The 18,411-nt window shown below is 66.0% G+C and carries 14 protein-coding genes; 10 read left to right on the top strand and 4 right to left on the bottom strand.

What is annotated here, in order from left to right; all coding sequences use genetic code 11:
* The first annotated feature begins 83 nt into the window (after positions 1-83).
* The 5 genes from ftsZ (at position 84) to ligA (ending at position 8,373) form a co-directional block, all read left to right on the top strand.
* The gene (gene ftsZ / locus Q0D31_RS09480; protein WP_291848917.1) at positions 84-1,928 is read left to right on the top strand and encodes a cell division protein FtsZ; all 1,845 of its coding nucleotides are present in this window, start codon (positions 84-86) and stop codon (positions 1,926-1,928) included.
* Positions 1,929-2,276: 348 nt separating this feature from the next.
* The gene (gene lpxC / locus Q0D31_RS09475) at positions 2,277-3,236 is read left to right on the top strand and encodes a UDP-3-O-acyl-N-acetylglucosamine deacetylase (protein ID WP_291848914.1); all 960 of its coding nucleotides are present in this window, start codon (positions 2,277-2,279) and stop codon (positions 3,234-3,236) included.
* 229 nt (positions 3,237-3,465) lie between these two features.
* The gene (locus Q0D31_RS09470; RefSeq protein ID WP_291848911.1) at positions 3,466-4,365 is read left to right on the top strand and encodes an outer membrane protein assembly factor BamD; all 900 of its coding nucleotides are present in this window, start codon (positions 3,466-3,468) and stop codon (positions 4,363-4,365) included.
* Positions 4,366-4,527: 162 nt separating this feature from the next.
* On the top strand, positions 4,528-6,216 hold the full coding sequence (gene recN / locus Q0D31_RS09465) for a DNA repair protein RecN (RefSeq protein WP_291848908.1): 1,689 nt from the start codon (positions 4,528-4,530) through the stop codon (positions 6,214-6,216).
* Between the two features lie 12 nt (positions 6,217-6,228).
* Positions 6,229-8,373 (top strand): NAD-dependent DNA ligase LigA, encoded by a 2,145-nt coding sequence (gene ligA / locus Q0D31_RS09460; protein WP_291848905.1) that lies wholly within the window; start codon positions 6,229-6,231, stop codon positions 8,371-8,373.
* 265 nt (positions 8,374-8,638) lie between these two features.
* Here the strand turns inward: ligA and Q0D31_RS09455 are convergent, their stop codons facing one another.
* On the bottom strand, positions 8,639-10,471 hold the full coding sequence (locus Q0D31_RS09455) for an aminopeptidase P family protein (RefSeq protein WP_291848902.1): 1,833 nt from the start codon (positions 10,469-10,471) through the stop codon (positions 8,639-8,641).
* A gap of 185 nt (positions 10,472-10,656) precedes the next feature.
* Between Q0D31_RS09455 and Q0D31_RS09450 the strand changes: the two genes are divergently transcribed.
* On the top strand, positions 10,657-10,839 hold the full coding sequence (locus Q0D31_RS09450; protein WP_291848900.1) for a hypothetical protein: 183 nt from the start codon (positions 10,657-10,659) through the stop codon (positions 10,837-10,839).
* A gap of 3 nt (positions 10,840-10,842) precedes the next feature.
* Here Q0D31_RS09450 and Q0D31_RS09445 read toward each other — a convergent pair whose 3' ends face one another.
* A complete protein-coding gene (locus tag Q0D31_RS09445) occupies positions 10,843-11,739 on the bottom strand; it encodes a 50S ribosomal protein L11 methyltransferase (RefSeq protein WP_291848897.1) in 897 nt (298 codons plus the stop codon).
* A 194-nt stretch (positions 11,740-11,933) separates the two neighbouring features.
* Here Q0D31_RS09445 and Q0D31_RS09440 point away from each other — a divergent pair, with 194 nt between their 5' ends.
* On the top strand, positions 11,934-12,098 hold the full coding sequence (locus Q0D31_RS09440; protein WP_291848894.1) for a Flp family type IVb pilin: 165 nt from the start codon (positions 11,934-11,936) through the stop codon (positions 12,096-12,098).
* Positions 12,099-12,370: 272 nt separating this feature from the next.
* On the opposite strand, the gene Q0D31_RS09435 is transcribed toward Q0D31_RS09440, so the two are convergent.
* A complete protein-coding gene (locus Q0D31_RS09435; protein WP_291848890.1) occupies positions 12,371-13,972 on the bottom strand; it encodes an NAD(P)/FAD-dependent oxidoreductase in 1,602 nt (533 codons plus the stop codon).
* Between the two features lie 246 nt (positions 13,973-14,218).
* Between Q0D31_RS09435 and Q0D31_RS09430 the strand changes: the two genes are divergently transcribed.
* From Q0D31_RS09430 to Q0D31_RS09420, 3 genes are all read left to right on the top strand, one after another.
* Positions 14,219-16,504 carry a fused MFS/spermidine synthase gene (locus Q0D31_RS09430; protein ID WP_291848887.1) on the top strand — a complete coding sequence of 762 codons (2,286 nt, stop codon included), beginning with the start codon at positions 14,219-14,221 and terminating at the stop codon, positions 16,502-16,504.
* 161 nt (positions 16,505-16,665) lie between these two features.
* Positions 16,666-17,091, top strand: a complete 426-nt coding sequence (locus tag Q0D31_RS09425; RefSeq protein ID WP_291848884.1) for a YeeE/YedE family protein — start codon at positions 16,666-16,668, stop codon at positions 17,089-17,091.
* 3 nt (positions 17,092-17,094) lie between these two features.
* Complete coding sequence (locus Q0D31_RS09420; RefSeq protein WP_291848881.1) at positions 17,095-17,553, top strand: DUF6691 family protein; 459 nt, start codon at positions 17,095-17,097, stop codon at positions 17,551-17,553.
* A 12-nt stretch (positions 17,554-17,565) separates the two neighbouring features.
* On the opposite strand, the gene Q0D31_RS09415 is transcribed toward Q0D31_RS09420, so the two are convergent.
* Positions 17,566-18,348: a L,D-transpeptidase gene (locus Q0D31_RS09415; protein WP_291848878.1), complete on the bottom strand. Its 783-nt coding sequence runs from the start codon at positions 18,346-18,348 to the stop codon at positions 17,566-17,568.
* Between the last annotated feature and the right edge of the window lie 63 nt (positions 18,349-18,411).

Genomic DNA, 18,411 nt, shown 5'->3' with positions numbered 1-18,411 from the left:
CGCATCTGTGACCAAACGACTTTCACCAACTCCCGCGGCCGCCGGCCGGGGCGAACCAACGCGCGCGTAATCGAGAGGCAACCATGGCACTCAATCTGACCCCCCCTGACATCAGCGAGCTGAAACCGCGGATTACCGTCTTCGGCGTCGGTGGCGCAGGCGGCAACGCCGTCAACAACATGATCACTGCCGGGTTGCAGGGCGTCGATTTCGTCGTCGCCAACACCGACGCGCAGGCGCTGACGATGTCGAAGGCGCAACGCATCGTGCAGATGGGCACGCAGGTCACGCAGGGGCTCGGCGCGGGTTCGCAGCCCGATGTCGGCGCCGCGGCGGCGCAGGAAGTGATCGACGAATTGCGCGACCATCTCTCGGGCGCCAACATGGTATTCGTCACCGCCGGGATGGGCGGCGGCACCGGCACTGGCGCCGCGCCCGTCATTGCCAGGACGGCGCGCGAAATGGGCATCCTCACCGTTGGCGTGGTGACCAAGCCGTTCCACTTCGAAGGGGCGCGGCGCATGCGCACCGCCGAGGCCGGCATCGCCGAATTGCACAAGGTGGTCGACACGCTGCTGATCATCCCGAACCAGAACCTGTTCCGGGTCGCCAATGAAAAGACCACCTTCGCCGACGCCTTTGCGATGGCCGATCAGGTGCTCTATTCGGGCGTCGCCTGCATCACCGACCTGATGGTCAAGGAAGGCCTGATCAACCTCGACTTTGCCGACGTCCGCGCCGTGATGAAGGAAATGGGCAAGGCGATGATGGGCACCGGCGAGGCGACCGGCGAGAAGCGCGCGCTGACCGCGGCCGAGGCTGCGATCGCCAACCCGCTGATCGACGATTCCTCGATGAAAGGCGCGCGCGGCCTGCTGATCTCGATCACCGGCGGCAAGGACCTGACGCTGTTCGAAGTCGACGAGGCCGCCACGCGGATTCGCGAGGAGGTCGACCAGGACGCCAACATCATCGTCGGCGCCACCTTCGACGAGCATCTCGACGGCATTATCCGCGTCTCCGTCGTCGCCACCGGCATCGAGCAGGCCCAGATCGCGCGCAATTCATCCAGTCCGGCCGCCACCACCGCCAGCGCCGCCGCCACCGCCACCGCCACCGCCACCGCTTCCACCTCTTCGCCGGACACCAGGCTCGCCGAACTGACCGCGCGGCTGCGCGCCGACAACGCGCGCCTGGCCGAGCGCGCCCAGAAGCTCGATCCGGCGGCGGCGACGCCGCAGGCGATCGCTTCGGCCACGGCACCGGTCGCGACGCCGGCGCCGCGCGTCACCAGCAGCCTCGAGCGCGCCTCGCTTGCCGCGATCGCCTCCGCGATTTCGGCGCCGGACAACGCGCCGCAGGCGGCGATCCAGCCCGCCTCCTATGGCGACGTCACGGTTCGTCCGATCGCGCAGAAGCCGACTTTGTTCCCGGACCCGAATACCGAGACTGCCCGCGCCGAACCGGAGCCGCCCGCGCCCCCCGAGACCTTCATTCCCCAGGCGGCCGAGCGGCCCCCGGGGCGCATGCCCCGGATGCCGAAGTTCGAGGAACTTCCGATGCCGGCGCAGGCTGAAATCCGCCAGGCCCGCGGCGAGGATGAGGAAGAGCATCCGCAGAAGAGCCGGCTGTCGCTGTTGCAGCGCCTGGCCAATGTCGGCCTTGGCCGCCGCGACGAAGAAACCGAGCCGCCGATTGCGGCCCGCGCCTCCGGCCCGGCCATGACGCCATTGCCGCCGCTCCCCGAGCGCAAGTTGCAGCGGCCGGCCGGCCAGCCGGCGGCGAATCACGACCCGGTATCGGAGTATGCGAAGCGCCCCGCGCCCCAGGGTTTGGACATCCACGGGCGGCAGGCACCTGTTGCCTCGCAGCCACAGGGCGACGATCATCTTGATATCCCCGCCTTCCTGCGGCGGCAGTCGAACTGAAGAATGTTACAATTCAGGCGACCAGACAGGCCCCGGCGGACGCAGCCGGGGCTTTTGCTTGGCAGGAGCCGGCGCATTCGGAAAGTTACGCAACCGCCTGATTCCAAATCGTTAATTATGCATTACCGGTTGGAACTCGGGGTCTGGACGGAGCCCGGACGCGCCAGAATTTGGTTAACGCTTGGCGCAAATGCGGCAGAGATTGGGTAACAATCGGTAAAAAAGCGTGAGTTGGCGCGCTTTGGGGCAGTGACTATGGTCTGACATGACTTGGGGATGCCTAAAGATGATTCGGCGTGAAAGCGCGATTTATGTCTTTGGGTTAGGTCGGTAGTGGGCACCTAGCGAATGAAGTTCAGCCGTCAAACCACGCTTCGGTCGCAAGCCACCGTGACGGGCGTCGGCGTCCATTCCGGCTTACCCGTCAGTCTTACCGTTGGACCTGCATCTGTTGATGCAGGTTTTATTTTTGTCCGCACCGGGCTCGATGATGCCGATCGCGAAGTTCCCGCGGTAGCAGGGTCCGTCATCGCCACCGACCTTGCCACCGTTCTGGGTGACCGCGAAGGCCCGCTTGTTTCCACCGCCGAACACGTCCTCGCGGCCTTGCGCGGCATGGGCGTCGATAACGCCGTCATCGAAATCGACGGCCCCGAAGTTCCGATCATGGACGGCAGCGCCTCCGCCTTTGTCGCCGCCATCGATCAGGCCGGCATCGTGACCCAGTCCGCCGCGCGTCGGTACATTCAGGTATTGAAGCCGGTGCAGGTCGTGATCGGCGATTCCTTCGGCGAGCTCCGTCCGCACGCCGCCGGGTTCCGTGCCGAGGTCGAGATCGACTTCGCCAATCCGGTGATCGGCCGACAGAATTTCGCGCTGGATCTCAACCCCGAAAGCTTTCGCCGCGAGGTTTCGCGCGCCCGCACCTTCGGCTGCATGAACGACGTGGCGCGACTCTGGAGCGCGGGCTTTGCGCTCGGCGCATCGTTTGAGAATTCGGTGGTGTTCGACGAAACCCGTCTGCTCAACACCGAGGGGCTGCGCTTTCGCGACGAATGCGCCCGGCACAAGGTGCTGGACGTGGTCGGCGATCTGGCGCTGGCCGGCCTGCCATTGCTCGGCGCCTACCGTTCGGTGCGGGGTGGCCACAAGCTCAACCATGCGGTGCTGACGGCGCTGCTGGCCGACCGCAGCGCCTGGCGAGTGGTCGAACCCGAATCGGCACGCCGGTCCCGCGGCCATGCCGAGGCAGGCGCGGGGATGGTGGGCGGCATGATCGCCCCGGCCTACGGCCCGGACGTTTCCTGAGCCTTATCCCGGCCGCCAGCCCGATTTCCGCAGTAACCACAAACAGTAACGATCATGCCCTGCCGCCTTAATCCGGGCGAAATGGCTGCGTATTCGGGTTGGTTAGCGACCGGATTTCAGGTACAGAGGCCGGCGGCTGCACGGCGCCGCGCCGCCAGCCCTCGTCACTGACCGCATCAGTTACCGTAGCAGTCACCAACCGCAGCAAGGGCGTCAGGTCTCGGATTTCATGTCGGCACAGCGTACGACGCGCGAACCATGCAAACGACCCGGCGTTTCCGGCCTCATCAGGGCCGGACGGTCGCTGCGGCTGACGGTCGCGCTGGCGATTCCCCTGAGCGGCTGCGGCACCGGCGCGCTGTGGGACAAATTCACCGCCAAGGACGACACCTTCATCGAGGAGCCCGCCGACAAGCTCTACAATGAGGGCCTGTACTTGATGAACCAGCGCAAGGACCCGAAGGCGGCGTCGAAGAAATTCGAGGAAGTCGACCGCCAGCATCCCTATTCGGACTGGGCGCGCAAGTCGCTGCTGATGTCCGCTTATTCGTTCTACAATTCCGGTGACTATGACAGCTGCATTGGTGCTGCGACCCGCTATGTCACGCTGCATCCCGGCAGCCCCGATGCGGCCTACGCGCAATACCTGATCGCGGCTTCGCATTACGACCAGATCCCCGACATCTCCCGCGACCAGGGCCGCACCGAAAAGGCGATCGCGGCGCTGGAAGAGGTGATTCGCAAATACCCAACCTCGGAATACGCGACGTCAGCCAAGGCCAAGCTCGAGGGCGCGCGCGACCAGCTCGCCGGCAAGGAAATGGATGTCGGCCGCTATTACATGGAAAAGCGCGACTACACCGCCGCCATCAACCGCTTCAAGACCGTGGTCACCCGCTACCAGACCACCCGCCATGTCGAGGAGGCGCTGGCGCGGCTGACCGAGGCCTATATGTCGATCGGCATCGTCGGCGAGGCGCAGACGGCGGCGGCCGTGCTGGGGCACAATTTTCCTGACAGCCGCTGGTACAAGGACGCCTACAATCTTGTGAAGTCGGGCGGTCTGGAGCCGAGCGAGAACAAGGGCTCCTACATTTCCAGGGCCTTCAAGAAGCTGGGCCTCGGGTAGATCGCCCTTGCAGGCGCGATGGCGACCGGTTCGCGCCACCGATCCGGAAGCTCCCCTAACACCCCAATATCTGCTAGTGGTCATCCCGATTCTGACATTGGCCAAGGTGGGCCCCAGGCGGGGCGTGAGTGTTGGAACCGGACCACTAGGAACTTACCTCGCATGCTGGCGCGTCTGTCGATCCGTGACATCGTCCTGATCGAACGGCTCGATATCGAATTCTCCCGTGGCCTTGCGGTGCTGACCGGCGAAACCGGCGCGGGTAAATCCATCCTGCTCGATGCCTTCGCGCTGGCGCTGGGCGGCCGCGGCGATTCGGGGCTGGTTCGACATGGCGCGGAGCAGGGCCAGGTGACGGCCACTTTCGACGTCCCCAGGGATCACCCGGCCGCCAGGATCCTGTCCGAGAACGGGCTCGACGTTGCCGGCTCCGAACCATCTTCCGAAATGATTCTCCGCCGCGTCCAGCTGGCCGACGGCCGCACCCGCGCCTTCATCAACGACCAGTCGATCAGCGTGCAGACCCTGAAAGCGGTCGGCGCGGCGCTGGTGGAAATTCACGGCCAGCATGACGAGCGCGCGCTGGTCGACGCCGCCACCCACCGGCGGCTGCTCGACGCCTTTGCCGGGCTGGAGAGCGAGGTCGCGGCGCTGGAGACGCTCTGGGAGGCGCGCCGCGCCGCCACCGCGGCGCTCGACGCGCACCGCGCCGCCATGGAGCGCGCCGCCCGCGAGGCGGACTACCTGCGCCATGCCGCCGACGAGCTCAAGGCGCTGAAGCCTGCCGATGGCGAGGAGACGGCGCTGGCCGAGCGCCGCACCACGATGATGCAGGGCGAGAAGATCGCGGGCGACCTGCGCGAGGCGCTGGAGGCGGTCAGCGGCAGCCATTCGCCGGTGCCGGCGCTGGCGGCGGCGGTGCGCCGGCTGGAACGCCGCGCCGCCAATTCGCCGGCGCTGGTCGAGCCCGCGGTGAAAGCGATTGACACCGCGATCAACGCGCTGGAAGAGGCCGAGCAGCATTTGAGCGCCGCCCTGGTCGCGGCCGATTTCGATCCCGCTGAACTGGAGCGGATCGAGGAGCGGCTGTTTGCGCTCCGCGCCGCCTCGCGCAAATATTCGACGCCGGTGGACGGGCTGGCGGCGCTGGCCGCCAAATTCGTCGCCGACGTGGCGCTGATCGACGCCGGCGCCGAGCAACTGAAGAAGCTGGAGGCGGCGGCCGATGCCGCCGACAAGCGTTATGGCGCCGCGGCCGCGAAGCTTTCGGGGGCGCGAAGCAAGTCCGCCGAGCAGCTCAACAAGGCCGTCAATGCCGAGCTGGCGCCGCTGAAACTGGAGCGCGCCAAATTCATGACCCAGGTCGAGACCGACGCCAACGCGCCGGGGCCGCAGGGCATCGACCGCGTCGAGTTCTGGGTGCAGACCAATCCCGGCACCAAGGCGGGGCCGTTGATGAAGGTCGCCTCCGGCGGCGAGCTGTCGCGGTTCCTGCTGGCGCTCAAGGTGGTGCTGTCCGACCGCGGCTCGGCGCCGACGCTAGTGTTCGACGAGATCGACACCGGCGTCGGCGGCGCGGTGGCGGATGCGATCGGGGCGCGGCTGGCGCGGCTGGCCGGCAAGGTCCAGGTGATGGCGGTGACGCACGCGCCGCAGGTGGCGGCGCGGGCCAACCAGCATCTCTTGATCTCCAAGGACGCGCTCGACAAGGGCAAGCGCGTCGCCACCCGCGTCAACGCACTCGCCCCCGACCACCGCCGCGAGGAAATCGCCCGCATGCTGGCCGGCGCGGAGATCACCGCCGAGGCGCGGGCCGCGGCGGAGCGCCTGTTGCGCGCGGCGACGGCGTAGCCTTTGTCCGTCATGGCCAAGACAGCAAAAGCCCCCCCCGACGTCGCCAAACTCACCAAGGCCCAAGCCAGGGTCGAACATTTGCGGCTGGCGCTGGAGCTGGAGGGTCACGACAAGCGCTACTATCAGGACGATGCGCCAAGCATAACCGACGCCGAATACGATGCGTTGCGGCGGCGCTACGGCGCGATCGAGAGGCGCTTTCCCGAACTCGTCACCGCTGAATCGCCGTCGCAAAAGATCGGCGCGGCGCCTTCCGGGCGCTTCAGAAAGGTCCGCCACGCGGTGCCGATGCTGTCGCTCGACAACGCCTTCGCCGAGCAGGACGTGATCGACTTTGTCGGACGCATTTCGCGCTTCCTCAAGCTTGGCGACGGCAAGATCGATTTTTCCGCCGAGCCGAAGATCGACGGCTTGTCGATGTCGCTGCGCTACGAGGGCGGCGAACTGGTCACCGCCGCCACCCGTGGCGACGGCGCGGAGGGCGAGGACGTCACCGCCAATATCCGCACGCTGCATGACGTGCCGCAACGGCTCAAGGGCCGTAACCTGCCTGATGTCTGCGAGGTGCGCGGCGAGGTCTACATGACCAAGCAGGCCTTCCTGGCGCTCAACAAGAAGCAGGTCGAGGCCGGCGAAGCCCCGTTCGCCAATCCGCGCAATTCGGCGGCGGGTTCGCTGCGCCAGAAGGACCCCGCCATCACCGCCTCGCGCCCGCTCGGCTTCTTCGCCTACGCCTGGGGCGAGATGAGCGCGATGCCGGAAGCCACCCAGAGCGGCATGATCGGCTGGTTCGAGCGCTGCGGCTTCAAGACCAACCCGCTGACCAGGCTTTGCCATTCGGTCGAACAGCTGATCGCGTTCCACCGCAAGATCGAGCAGCAGCGCGCCGAGCTCGACTACGACATCGACGGCGTCGTCTACAAGGTCGACCGGATCGACTGGCAGGAGCGGCTCGGCTTCGTGTCGCGCACGCCGCGCTGGGCGGTCGCGCACAAATTTCCGGCCGAGCGCGCCACCACCATCCTGCGCGATATCGAGATCCAGGTCGGGCGCACCGGCTCGTTCACACCGGTCGGCAAGCTTGAGCCAGTCGGCGTCGGCGGCGTCATCGTGCAGAACGTCACGCTGCACAACGAGGATTACATCAAGGGGGTCGGCGGCGACGGCGAGCAGTTGCGCGAGGGGCGCGACATCAGGATCGGCGACACCGTCGTGATCCAGCGCGCCGGCGACGTGATCCCGCAAGTGGTCGATGTCATCATCGACAAGCGGCCGAAAAGCGCGAAGCCGTTTCACTTTCCGAAAAAATGTCCGTGTCCGCTGCGTACCGACGTGGTGCGCGAGGAAACCGCGGCCGGCGAGGAGGGCTCGCGCGCCCGCTGCAGCGGCGAGTTCGCCTGCCCGTTCCAGAAGATCGAGCACTTGAAGCTGTTCGTCTCGCGCCGCGCGTTCGACATCGACGGGCTCGGCGAGAAGCAGCTGCAGTATTTTTTCGACGAGGGCTGGGTGAAGGAGCCGGCCGACATTTTTACGCTGCAGAAGCGCAATGCGAAGCTGAAGCTGGAAGAGATCGAGGGCTATGGCGAGACCTCGGTGCGCAACCTGTTCGCCGCGATCGCGGAGCGGCGCAGGATATCGCTGGAGCGGTTCATCTATGCGCTCGGCATGCGCCATGTCGGCGAAACCACGGCGCTGGCGCTGGCCCGCGGCTACGGCTCCTGGAAGGCGTTCCACGACGCCGCGCTCAAGGTCGCCGCCGGCGACGAGGAGGCGATCGCGGAGATGGACGCGCTCGACCAGATCGGCGACACCGTGATCAGAAGCGTCGGCGCCTATTTCGGCGAGAGTCACAATCGCGGCATCGTCGAGCGATTGACCAGGGAGCTCGACGAAATCATCGATGCGGAGAAACCCAAGCGCAATTCGGCAGTATCGGGCAAGACCGTGGTGTTCAGCGGGGCGCTGGAAAGGATGACGCGCGACGAGGCCAAGGCCGGCGCCGAGCGCCTCGGCGCCAAGGCCGCGAGTTCGGTGTCGAAGAAGACGGACTATCTCATCGCGGGGCCCGGCGCGGGCTCGAAGCTGGCCGACGCCAAGAAGCACGGCGTGACGGTGCTGACCGAGGACGAATGGCTGAAGCTGATCGGAGAGTGAGGCTTCGTCGTCTCTGCATCCAGCCTGTCATCACCCGCGAAGGCGGGTGATCCAGTATTCCAGAGGCCGCCGTGCAAGATCGAGAAGCCGCGGCGTACTGGATCGCCCGCCTTCGCGGGCGATGACAGGGAGAATAGGCGCGCAACTGTATTTTTATACCTCCCGCTCTCCTTTGCATGGGGTTGTTTTGGCGATTTCGAATCTGCCCGCCGCGGCGGACCTTTGAAGGGGGCCGCAGGCGTCGGAGCCTTTGGGTAACATCGGCCTACAGCGGCAGCAGCGCCGCCGTCGCCTCGTCGAGCCACAGTTTGGTGGCGTCGTCGAGATGAGGACGCACCTCGCGGCTGACGCGCGCGTGGTAATCGTTCAGCCACTTCAGTTCGCCCGCGCTGAGCGCGGCGAGATCGATCAGGCGGCGGTCGATCGGCGCCAGCGTCAGCGTCTCGAACGCGTTCATTGGTTTTTCCGCATCCGCCATGTCGGCGCCGACAACGAGTTCGAGATTCTCGATCCGGATGCCATAGGCGTCGGCCTTGTAGTAGCCGGGCTCGTTGGAGAGGATCATCCCGCGCTTCAACGCGGTGGTGCCGAGCTTGGAAATCCTCGCCGGCCCTTCGTGCACCGAGAGATAGCTGCCGACGCCGTGGCCGGTGCCGTGCTCGAAATCGAGGCCGGCCTGCCAGAGATATTGGCGCGCAAAGGAGTCGAGCTGCGCGCCGGTGGTGCCGTCGGGAAACACCGCGCGCGCGATCGCGATGTGGCCGCGCAGCACGCGGGTGAAGCGGTCGCGCATCTCGGCGGTAGGCTCGCCGATCGCCATGGTGCGGGTGACGTCGGTGGTGCCGTCTTCGTACTGCGCGCCCGAATCGATCAGCAGCAGGTCGCCGGGAACGATGCGCCGGTTGCTCTTGCGGGTGACGCGGTAGTGCACGATGGCGCCGTTGGGGCCGGCGCCGGCGATGGTCGGAAACGAGACGTCCTTCAGCGCGCCGGTCTGGCGGCGGAACGTCTCGAGCGCCTCCACCGTGTCGATCTCGGTCAGCGCGCCGGAGGGCGCCTCGCGGTCGATCCAGGCCAGGAAGCGCGCCAGCGCCACCGCGTCGCGCTGATGCGCCGTGCGCGTGCCCTTTATTTCGGTGCTGTTCTTCACCGCCTTGAGCAGGCCCACCGGGTCGTTGCCGCGCACCGGCTTGCCGCCGGCCGCGGCGATCAGGCGGGACAAGGCGTCCGCGGCGGTGACGCTGTCGAGCGCGATCGAAGCGCCGCTACGCGCAAGCTCGGTCAGCGCCGGGGCCAGCGCGTCAGGCTCGTGGACGTCGGCGGATTGTTCGAGATGGTCGCGCGTTAGGTTCGACAGCTTGCGGTGATCGATGAAGACGGTGGGGCGGCCTTCCCTGGGCACCAGCGCGTAGGACAGCGGCAGCGGCGTGTGCGAGACATCGGCGCCGCGGATGTTGAAGGTCCAGGCCACCGCGTGGCTGTCCGACAGCACCAGCGCCTCGACGCCAAGCCTTGCGATCTCCAGCTGGATTCGCGCGAGCTTGTCGGCCGCGTCCTCGCCGGAAAACTGCACACCATGGATCGCGACGAGGCCGAGCGGCGGCGCGGGGCGCTCGGTCCATACTGCATCCAGCGGGTTACTCTCGACCGCGACCAGTTCAGCGCCGGCCTTGGCGCAGGCCAGCGCCAGCTTCTCGGCTGCCGCCGAGGTGTGCAGCCACGGGTCAAAACCAAGGCGGTCGTCGGCCGAGAGGTTCTGCTCCAGCCAGCGTTCCGGGGGCGGATCGGCCAGCGGCGCGATCTGCCAGGCCTTGCGGTCGACCTGCTTGGCGGCCTGCAGCGTATAGCGGCCATCGACGAAAACGGCCGCCTGGTGCGTGAGGACCACCGCCATGCCGGCCGAGCCGGTGAAGCCGGTGAGCCAGGCCAGCCGCTCCTCCGACGGGGCGACATACTCATTTTGCTGCTGGTCGGCGCGCGGAATCACGAACCCCGTCAGCTTGCGGCGCGCCAACTCCTCGCGGAAAACGGCCAGCCGTGCGGTCAGCGCCACACCGCTTTCGGGCTCTTCGAAGGTCTGGAAATGGGCTTCGAACATTGCCCGGCTACTCTAGAGTCGGGTGGCGCGGTCCGCAATGCGGCGGCGAGGGCCGCAGTCTGGCATGATCCGTGCTTCGAATGATCAGCCGCGTCCCATCGCAATGGAACTGTTGGCCGCTCGAACCGTTCGTAACGAGACCGGGGGAATTCCAGGAGTGTCTCAGCTCAAGGAGGAGATGCACCATGCCTGCCTTCATGTTCGAGAAGATCTCGCCGCCGGTCCGACGCGGCCCGATCGCACCCATTGTGCTCAAGCAGCGCGGGGTGATTGGCCAGATCCTGGACCGGTTGGTGCAAGCGCGCGTCAAACGAAATCTGCGCAAGGGTAAGGGCGCGATCGCCCGCGATCCGCAACGACCCGAATGAGGCTCAATTCAGCTTGCGCAGCAGCAGGGTGCTCCAGCCGTCGATACGCAGATGGCGCAGTGGCACCAGTCCGCGCACGCGATAGGCGGCAATGACGCTGGATGCCTGAGGCGTCAGCAGGCCGGACAGAATAACCAGCGCCGATGGCGCCAGATGCCGCGCCATCGGCGTTGCCATTTGGCGCAGCGGATTGGCGAGAATGTTGGCCAGCACCAGGTCAAACGGCGCGGCAGTTGCGAATTGCCGGGCGGAGAAACCGGTGGCGCGGATCGAACGCACCAGATGTCCCGATGCGTTCAGCAGGGCGTTTTCGCGGGTTACCTGAACTGAAACTGGGTCAATGTCGCTTGCGAGGATTTTCTCGCGCAAAGCCTTGGCGGCGGCAATGGCCAGCACGCCGGTGCCGGTTCCGAGGTCGAGCACACGCCGGGGCCGCCAGGCCTTGAGGATGTGATCGAGCAGCAGCAGGCAGCCGCGGGTCGTGGCGTGGTGGCCGGTGCCGAACGCCAGCGCGGCCTCGATTTCAACGCCGAGCTTGTTGCCGGCGATCCGATCGCGGTCGTGCCGGCCGTGCACGACGAAGCGTCCTGCGGGGACCGGGACGAGATCCTGCAGGCTGGCCCAGACCCAATCGCGGGGTTCAACGGTGTCGAAGGTGAGACCTGTTGCCGCTTCCGCCCCCGCCGCATTGATGACGATCTGCCGTACCAGCGCCTGATCGGGCGGGTCGGCGAAATGCACGGTGACGTCCCAGCAGCTGTCGGGCCGTTCGAACGCGGCCACGGCGGCCTGGCCCTCAAAAAAAACCTCGGTGAGAACATCGACGACCCGCCGGGCGGCCTGCTCGCCGCCGATCGCGAGACGGGCACGGTGGGTTGGGTCGATGTAAGCCATTGTCATGTCGGTATTAGAACTGGACCGGGACAGGGATCAGGTCGGCGTGATTGGTTCAAAATTTAGCGATTTTTCTCGCAAAATTCCCGAGAATTTAGCGGCCGTCCGTTAGAGCAACCTTAGCATCCGGTCGCTAGGGTCCCGCTGGAACTTGAGGGAACCCCTTGTTCTGCAGACATTAATTATGGATTGGAACCGCCATGAAATCACTCCTCTTGAAGTTCTGTAACGACGAATCCGGCGCCACCGCCATCGAGTACGGCCTGATTGCCGCGGGTATCGCCATCGCCATCATCACGGCGGTGAACGGTGTCGGCACCCAGCTCAGCGGCACGTTTGACAAGGTCAGCACTTCGCTGAAGTAAGCCGCTGATTTCGGAAGAATTGAGGGGGCCGGGCGTGCGGAGCGCCCGGTCCCTTTGTTGTTTCCGCTATCGCCCGGGCCACTTTTCCACCTTCGGTCCCCATCCGAGGCCAGGGCTTTTCCCAAGCCTGATACCCTCATTGTGTCGAAGTTTCCAACACCCCCGGAGACTGGACTTCAACAGGTAATCCACAGGCTTATCCACCGGTTACCCACAGCATACGCACGCCTTGTGCGGGGGTTCGCAGGACGGGATTTCGGTCGCTGGCCTATCTATCCAAACAGCGCGCGATGATCGCCGAGGATCACCCGCGCGGCGTTGTGGCCGGGGGCGCCGGTGACCCCGCCGCCGGGATGGGCGCCCGATCCGCAATGATAGAGGCCCTTCAGCGGCCCGCGATAGTCGGCGTGGCCCAGCATCGGCCGCGCCGAGAACAACTGGTTGAGCGTCAGCGCGCCATGGAAGATGTCGCCGCCGAGCAGGCCGAACTGCCGCTCGAGGTCGAGCGGCGACAGCACCTGACGGCCGACCACGCTCGCCGCAAAGCCCGGCGCGTATTTGTCCACGGTGGCGATCATGAGATCGGCGACCTCCTCGCGGTGGTCGTCCCAGGACCTTCCGTCCGGCAGTTCCGGCGCGACATGCTGGCAGAACAGGCTTGCGACATGCCGGCCTTCCGGCGCCAGAGAATCGTCCAGCGTTGAGGGGATCAGGATTTCGACCACGGGTTCGCGGCTCCAGCCATGGGCGCGGGCGTCCTGCCAGGCGCGGTCCATGTAATCGAGGCTGGGCGCGAGGATGATCCCCGCGGTGAGATGATCGCCCGTACCAGGCAGCGCGGTGAACGAGGGCAGGGCGTTCAACGCGACATTCATCCGGAAGGTGCCGGAGCCGTTACGCCAGCGCGCGATGCGCTCGAGAAATTCCGCCGCCAGGGCCCCGGGCGGGATCAGGCGCGTGTACAGCAATTTCGGATTGACGCCCGAGGCGACGTATCTGGCGCGGATGGTCGCGCCATTGTCGAGGACGACGCCCGTGGCGCGGTCGCCTTCGACGATCACTTCGCGAACGCCGGCGTCGGTTTCGATTTCGGCGCCGTGCCCGCGCGCCGCGCGCGCCATCGCCTGCGTGATCGCGCCCATGCCGCCGATGGCGTGGCCCCAGACGCCCTTCTTGCCGTTCACCTCGCCGAAAGCATGGTGCAGCATGACGTAGGCCGAGCCCGCGGCATAGGGGCTGGCGTAATTGCCGACGATGGCGTCGAAGCCGAACACCGCTTTCACCAGATCGTTGTCGAAGCGCTCGTCCAGCATTTCGCCGGCCGAGCGCGTAAACAGATCGAGCAGGCTGCGCTGCTGATCGAGCGTGAGCTTGCGCAGGATGCCGGCGGTGCCGACGGCGTTGAACGCCTCGCGGATCGCGCCGACGCCAAACCCCTCGACCAGGTTGGGCGGCGCACGCAATACGAATTGCCGCAGCACGTCGGCAATCGCCTCCAGTTCGCGCGAGAAGGTATCGATGACGCCGGCGTCATGCGGGCTGAGTTTGGACACCGAGGGGCCGGTGCGGCCTTCGCCAGTCAGCAGATAGCTGCCGTCGGGCGCGGGGAGGAAGTTCTGGGCGCGGCGCTCGACGATGCGCAGGCCGTGGTCGGCGAGGCGGAGGTCGGCGGAAACCTGAGGGTTGAGCAGGCTGACGGTATAGGCGGCCACCGAATTGCGGAAACCGGGGTGGAATTCCTCGGTCACCGCGGCGCCGCCGACCTCCTTGCGGCGGTCGACCACCTTCACCCGCAGACCGGCCATCGCCAGATAGGCCGCGCAGGTGAGGCCGTTATGCCCCGCACCGATGATGACCACGTCCGTTTCGTTCATGCTCGCTTCAAGAAGGTTTGATGAGTGTTGGATTGGTCATCCCGGGATGGTCCGAAGGACCATACCCCAAGTGTGCAATTGCACACCGGGGAATCTCGAACTTCCGGGTTCGAGCTGCGCATCGCTCCGGAACGACGCTTCTTATCCCGCATTGCCCGCCGTGTCGCCCTATGCTCCATTGCCCCTCCGGCGGCTCGGCCGGAAATCCCGCCAACGGCACCCGCCCGGGTTCTCGCCGGAGTTTCGATGAATTCGTCTGATCTGTCCGTTTCATCGGGCCTGCCTTCCGAAAGCCGGAACCGGCTGGTCCTGATCGCCTACACCGCCGCGATCTTCGTCAGCGCGCTGCTGCTGTTCTCGGTGCAGCCGCTGTTCACCAAAATGGTGCTGCCGCGGCTCGGCGGGTCGCCGGCGGTATGGTCGGTGGCGATGGTGTTCTTCCAGTCGCTGCTGCTGGGCGGCTACGCCTACGCACATTACCTGATGCAGCTTCGCAACCGCGCGCTGCCGGTGGCGATCCACTTGGCGCTGCTGGCGGTCGCGATTCTGGCGCTGCCGCTGTCGATCGCCGGCGGCTGGGGCGAGCCGCCGACTTCGGGTTACGCGCTATGGCTGCTGGGCCTGTTCGCAGTGTCGATCGGGCTGCCGTTTTTCGCGCTCGCCGCCAACAATCCGTTGCTGCAGGCCTGGTTCGTTCGCACCGGCCATCCCGATGGCCCCGACCCGTATTTTCTCTACGCGTCATCGAATATCGGCAGCTTCCTGGCGCTGCTGACCTATCCGGTGCTGCTGGAGCCGATGTTCACGCTGCGTGCGCAGAACCTGATCTGGACCGGCGGGTACGTCGTGCTGATCGCGCTGATCGCAACCTGCGGCGTCATGCTGCTGCGCTCGCCGGCCGATGCGGCGGCGCTGAACATGCCGGCCGACAACGCCGACGCGCCGCCGCCGTCATGGATCCTTCGCGCGCGCTGGATCTTTCTCGCCGCGGTGCCGTCGGGCCTGCTGATCGCTGTGACCGCGCATATTTCCACCGACGTGGCGGCCGCGCCGTTGCTGTGGGTGCTGCCGCTGTCGCTCTATCTGTTGACCTGGGTGCTGGTGTTCCAGTCGCGGCCGTTGCTGCCTCATTCATGGATGCTGCTGGCGCAGCCGCTGGTCATCAGCGGAATCGTCTCGCTGCTGGCTTTCGGTGGCGAGCAGAACCTGCTGCTGACGCTCGGCGGGCATCAGCTCGGCTTTTTTGTCATCGCCATGGCCTGCCACGGCGAGTTGGCGCGGACCCGGCCGGCGGCGAAGCACCTTACCGGCTTCTATGTCGCATTATCGTTCGGCGGCATGGTCGGCGGCCTGTTCGCCGGCCTGGTCGCGCCTTTCGCCTTCTCGTGGATCGCGGAATATCCGGTTCTGCTCGCGCTCGCGGCCCTGTGCCGACCGTCCGGCGGAGAGCGCCTGGCGCGCTGGACCGTCTGGTACTGGCCGTTCCTTGCCGCGCTGGCGCTGGCGCTGACGTTGCCGGCCTGGTCGAGCGGAAAAATGTTCGCCTGGTTCGTGGATCACCGGCTCTGGGTGATCGGTGGGGTCGGCGCGCTATCGGTGGTGTTGGCGCACGGCCTGAACGCCGACCGCTGGAAGATATTTGCGACCGTCGCGTTGGCCCTGGTGCTGCTGCGCGCCTATCCTTCCGACGACGGGCGTGTGGAAACCGTGCGCAGCTTCTTTGGTGTCCACAAGATCCTGGTGACGCCGAACGGCCAGTATCACGTGCTGATGCACGGCACCACGATTCACGGCGCCGAAAAATTCAGGAATACCGACGGCTCACCCGTCACCGGCCGGCCGGAGCTGATCACCTACTACCATCAGGACGGCGGCATCGGCCAGGCGATCGCCGCGATCCGGGAACGCAAGGGAGCGCCATTGCGGGCGGCGGTCATCGGGCTCGGTGCGGGAACGCTGACCTGCGCGGCGCAGGCCGGCGAGGACTGGAAATTCTTCGAGATCGACCAGACGATGGTCGATACCGCGCGCGACCCGCGATATTTTACCTTCATCCAGAAATGCGACCCGAACCTAAAGCTGGTGATCGGCGATGCCCGGCTGACCTTCGCCCGCGAGCCCGACGGCGCCTACGACCTGATCATCGTGGACGCCTACTCCTCGGACGCGATCCCGATCCATCTGGCGACCGAGGAGGCGATGGAAATCTACAAGGCCAAGCTGGCGCCGCGCGGGGCCGTGGTCATGCACGTCTCCAACCGTCATCTGGAACTGTCCAGCGTGGTGGTCGGCATCGCCGACGCCAACGACATGAAGAGCTGGGTCTATAACGAGGATTCGGGCCGCGACAGCGAATACATCTTCTCCACCACGGTCGTGGTGTCGGCGCGGGAAGAGGCCGATGTCGGCAAGCTTGCGGGCTCCGAGCAATGGACGATGACCGAGGCCGAAGACGGCCAGCGGGTCTGGACCGACGACTATTCCAATGTGCTGGGCGCCGTGTGGCGGCGGTTCCGGAAGGGCGAGGAATAGACTAGCCGCGGTCAGGCGGGGGCGGCTGGAGCGGCGTGACTTTGTTGGAACCGTCGTCGCACTCCAGCTCTTTGTTTGAGCGTGATCTCTCGGAAAACCGCTGCACACTTTTCCGGGATCATGCTCTATGTTCAGGCGCGTCCAAGCAATGGAGCATCCCAGTGGCCAATTTCACGCCGGTATCGGCCGCCATCGGCGGCCTTCTCATCGGGTTTTCCGCCGTCCTGCTGATGCTCTCGACCGGCCGGATCGCCGGCATCAGCGGCGTCTTCAGCGGTCTGCTGAACTGGCGAAGCGCGGACAAGGGCTGGCGCCTCGCCTTCATTTCCGGGCTGGTGCTGGCTCCTGTCATCGCAGGCTTGATCGGCTACGGGATGACGCCGCCCAAGCTGCCGGGTAGCTGGGCCGTCATTGTCGCGGCGGGACTGCTGGTCGGCTTCGGCTCGCGCCTCGGTGGCGGTTGCACCTCCGGACACGGCATCTGTGGAATAGGGCGGCTGTCGCTGCGCTCCATCGTCGCGACCATTGTCTTCATGGTGACGGCGGTCATCACCGTGGCGGTCACCCGTCACGCCTTGGGAGGATGAGCCATGTGGATCGTTGTCCCCCTGATCTGCGGGCTGATCTTCGGCGCGGGCCTGTTGATATCAGGCATGCTGCAAACGACCAAAGTGCTGGATTTTCTCGATGTGTTCGGCGCATGGGATCCGAGTCTCGCGGTGGTGATGGGCGCCGCGCTCGCGGTTTCGGTGCCGGGCTTCATGCTGGCGGACCGCCGTTCGCGGCCTTGGCTGGCGAGCCAGTATTTCCGGCCAAGCAAAGCCGGGATCGATCTGCCGCTGGTAGCGGGCGCCGCATTGTTCGGAATCGGGTGGGGCCTCGTCGGGCTTTGCCCGGGGCCGGCGCTGGAAAGCCTCGCGACACTATCGCCCGGCGTTATCGTCTTTGTTGGCGCCATGACCGTGGGCACGATCGGGCATGACGCCTGGCAACAGTCGCAGCTTACCGCCGAACGCGACCGCCAGCTTGCGGGCGCGACCGACGGTTGAGGCTCCAGCTAATTAATCCTGATAGCCGAACATTCCGCGCTGCTGGTAATAGGGCCGGGGCTGATAGTATCCCTGCGTCGCCGGCGCATAGACCCGGTTGCCGTAATAGGGCTGCGCCTGCTGATAGGCTTGGGTGTCGTAAACGCGGCGGCTGGATGGCGAGGGATACCGTGCCTCGCTCGACGAGCCATCGGCGGGATAGATATACCCGTCGTCGGCGCGCGCCTGCGGCGCCAAGCGCTGCCCTTGCGGGGTGATGACGACGGGTTCGCCCACGCTATCATATTGCTGCTCATATTGCGGCTGCGGTGCGCGACGCGCGACGGCGGTGTTGCCGCGCGGCCGGGGATTGCGCGCCAGCGCGACCTGTGACGAGCCGCTAAGCTTCACCGTGGTGTTAAGCACACCTCGATCCTTCACGAGCTCAAAGAGCTTGGCGGCGTTTTCGCGCGACAACCGCACGCAGCCATGCGAGGCCGGAGAGCCGAGCCGGTTGACGGAATCGGTGCCGTGGATGGCGTGGCCGTCCTTGGTGAAGAAGATCGCGTGCGGCATCGGCGCGTCGTCAAATTCCTTGGAATAATGATCGGCTTCCATGCGGAAGGCGCGGAAACTACCGTTCGGCGTCTCATACGACGGCAGGCCCGACGATACCGGCCAGCGATACCGCTCGACGCCGTCGACGGCGACGGTCATCTGCTGGTTGTCTTTGTCGACGGTGATGGCGACCTTGGCCTGTGCAGCGCCCGCGGCACAGAACGACAGGGCAGCGAAAACAACGAGGAACGAACGCATCTACCTTTGGCCTCCCGGCCTTTCCATGGCGCTAAAACACTGGCGCCGCGGCTCGCCTCCGTC

Origin of the sequence: Bradyrhizobium sp. (assembly GCF_022844465.1) — a bacterium.
Taxonomy (GTDB): Bacteria; Pseudomonadota; Alphaproteobacteria; order Rhizobiales; family Xanthobacteraceae; genus Bradyrhizobium.
The sequence above is the reverse complement of the archived record's forward strand: the minus strand, read 5'-3'. Positions and strand labels throughout refer to the sequence as shown.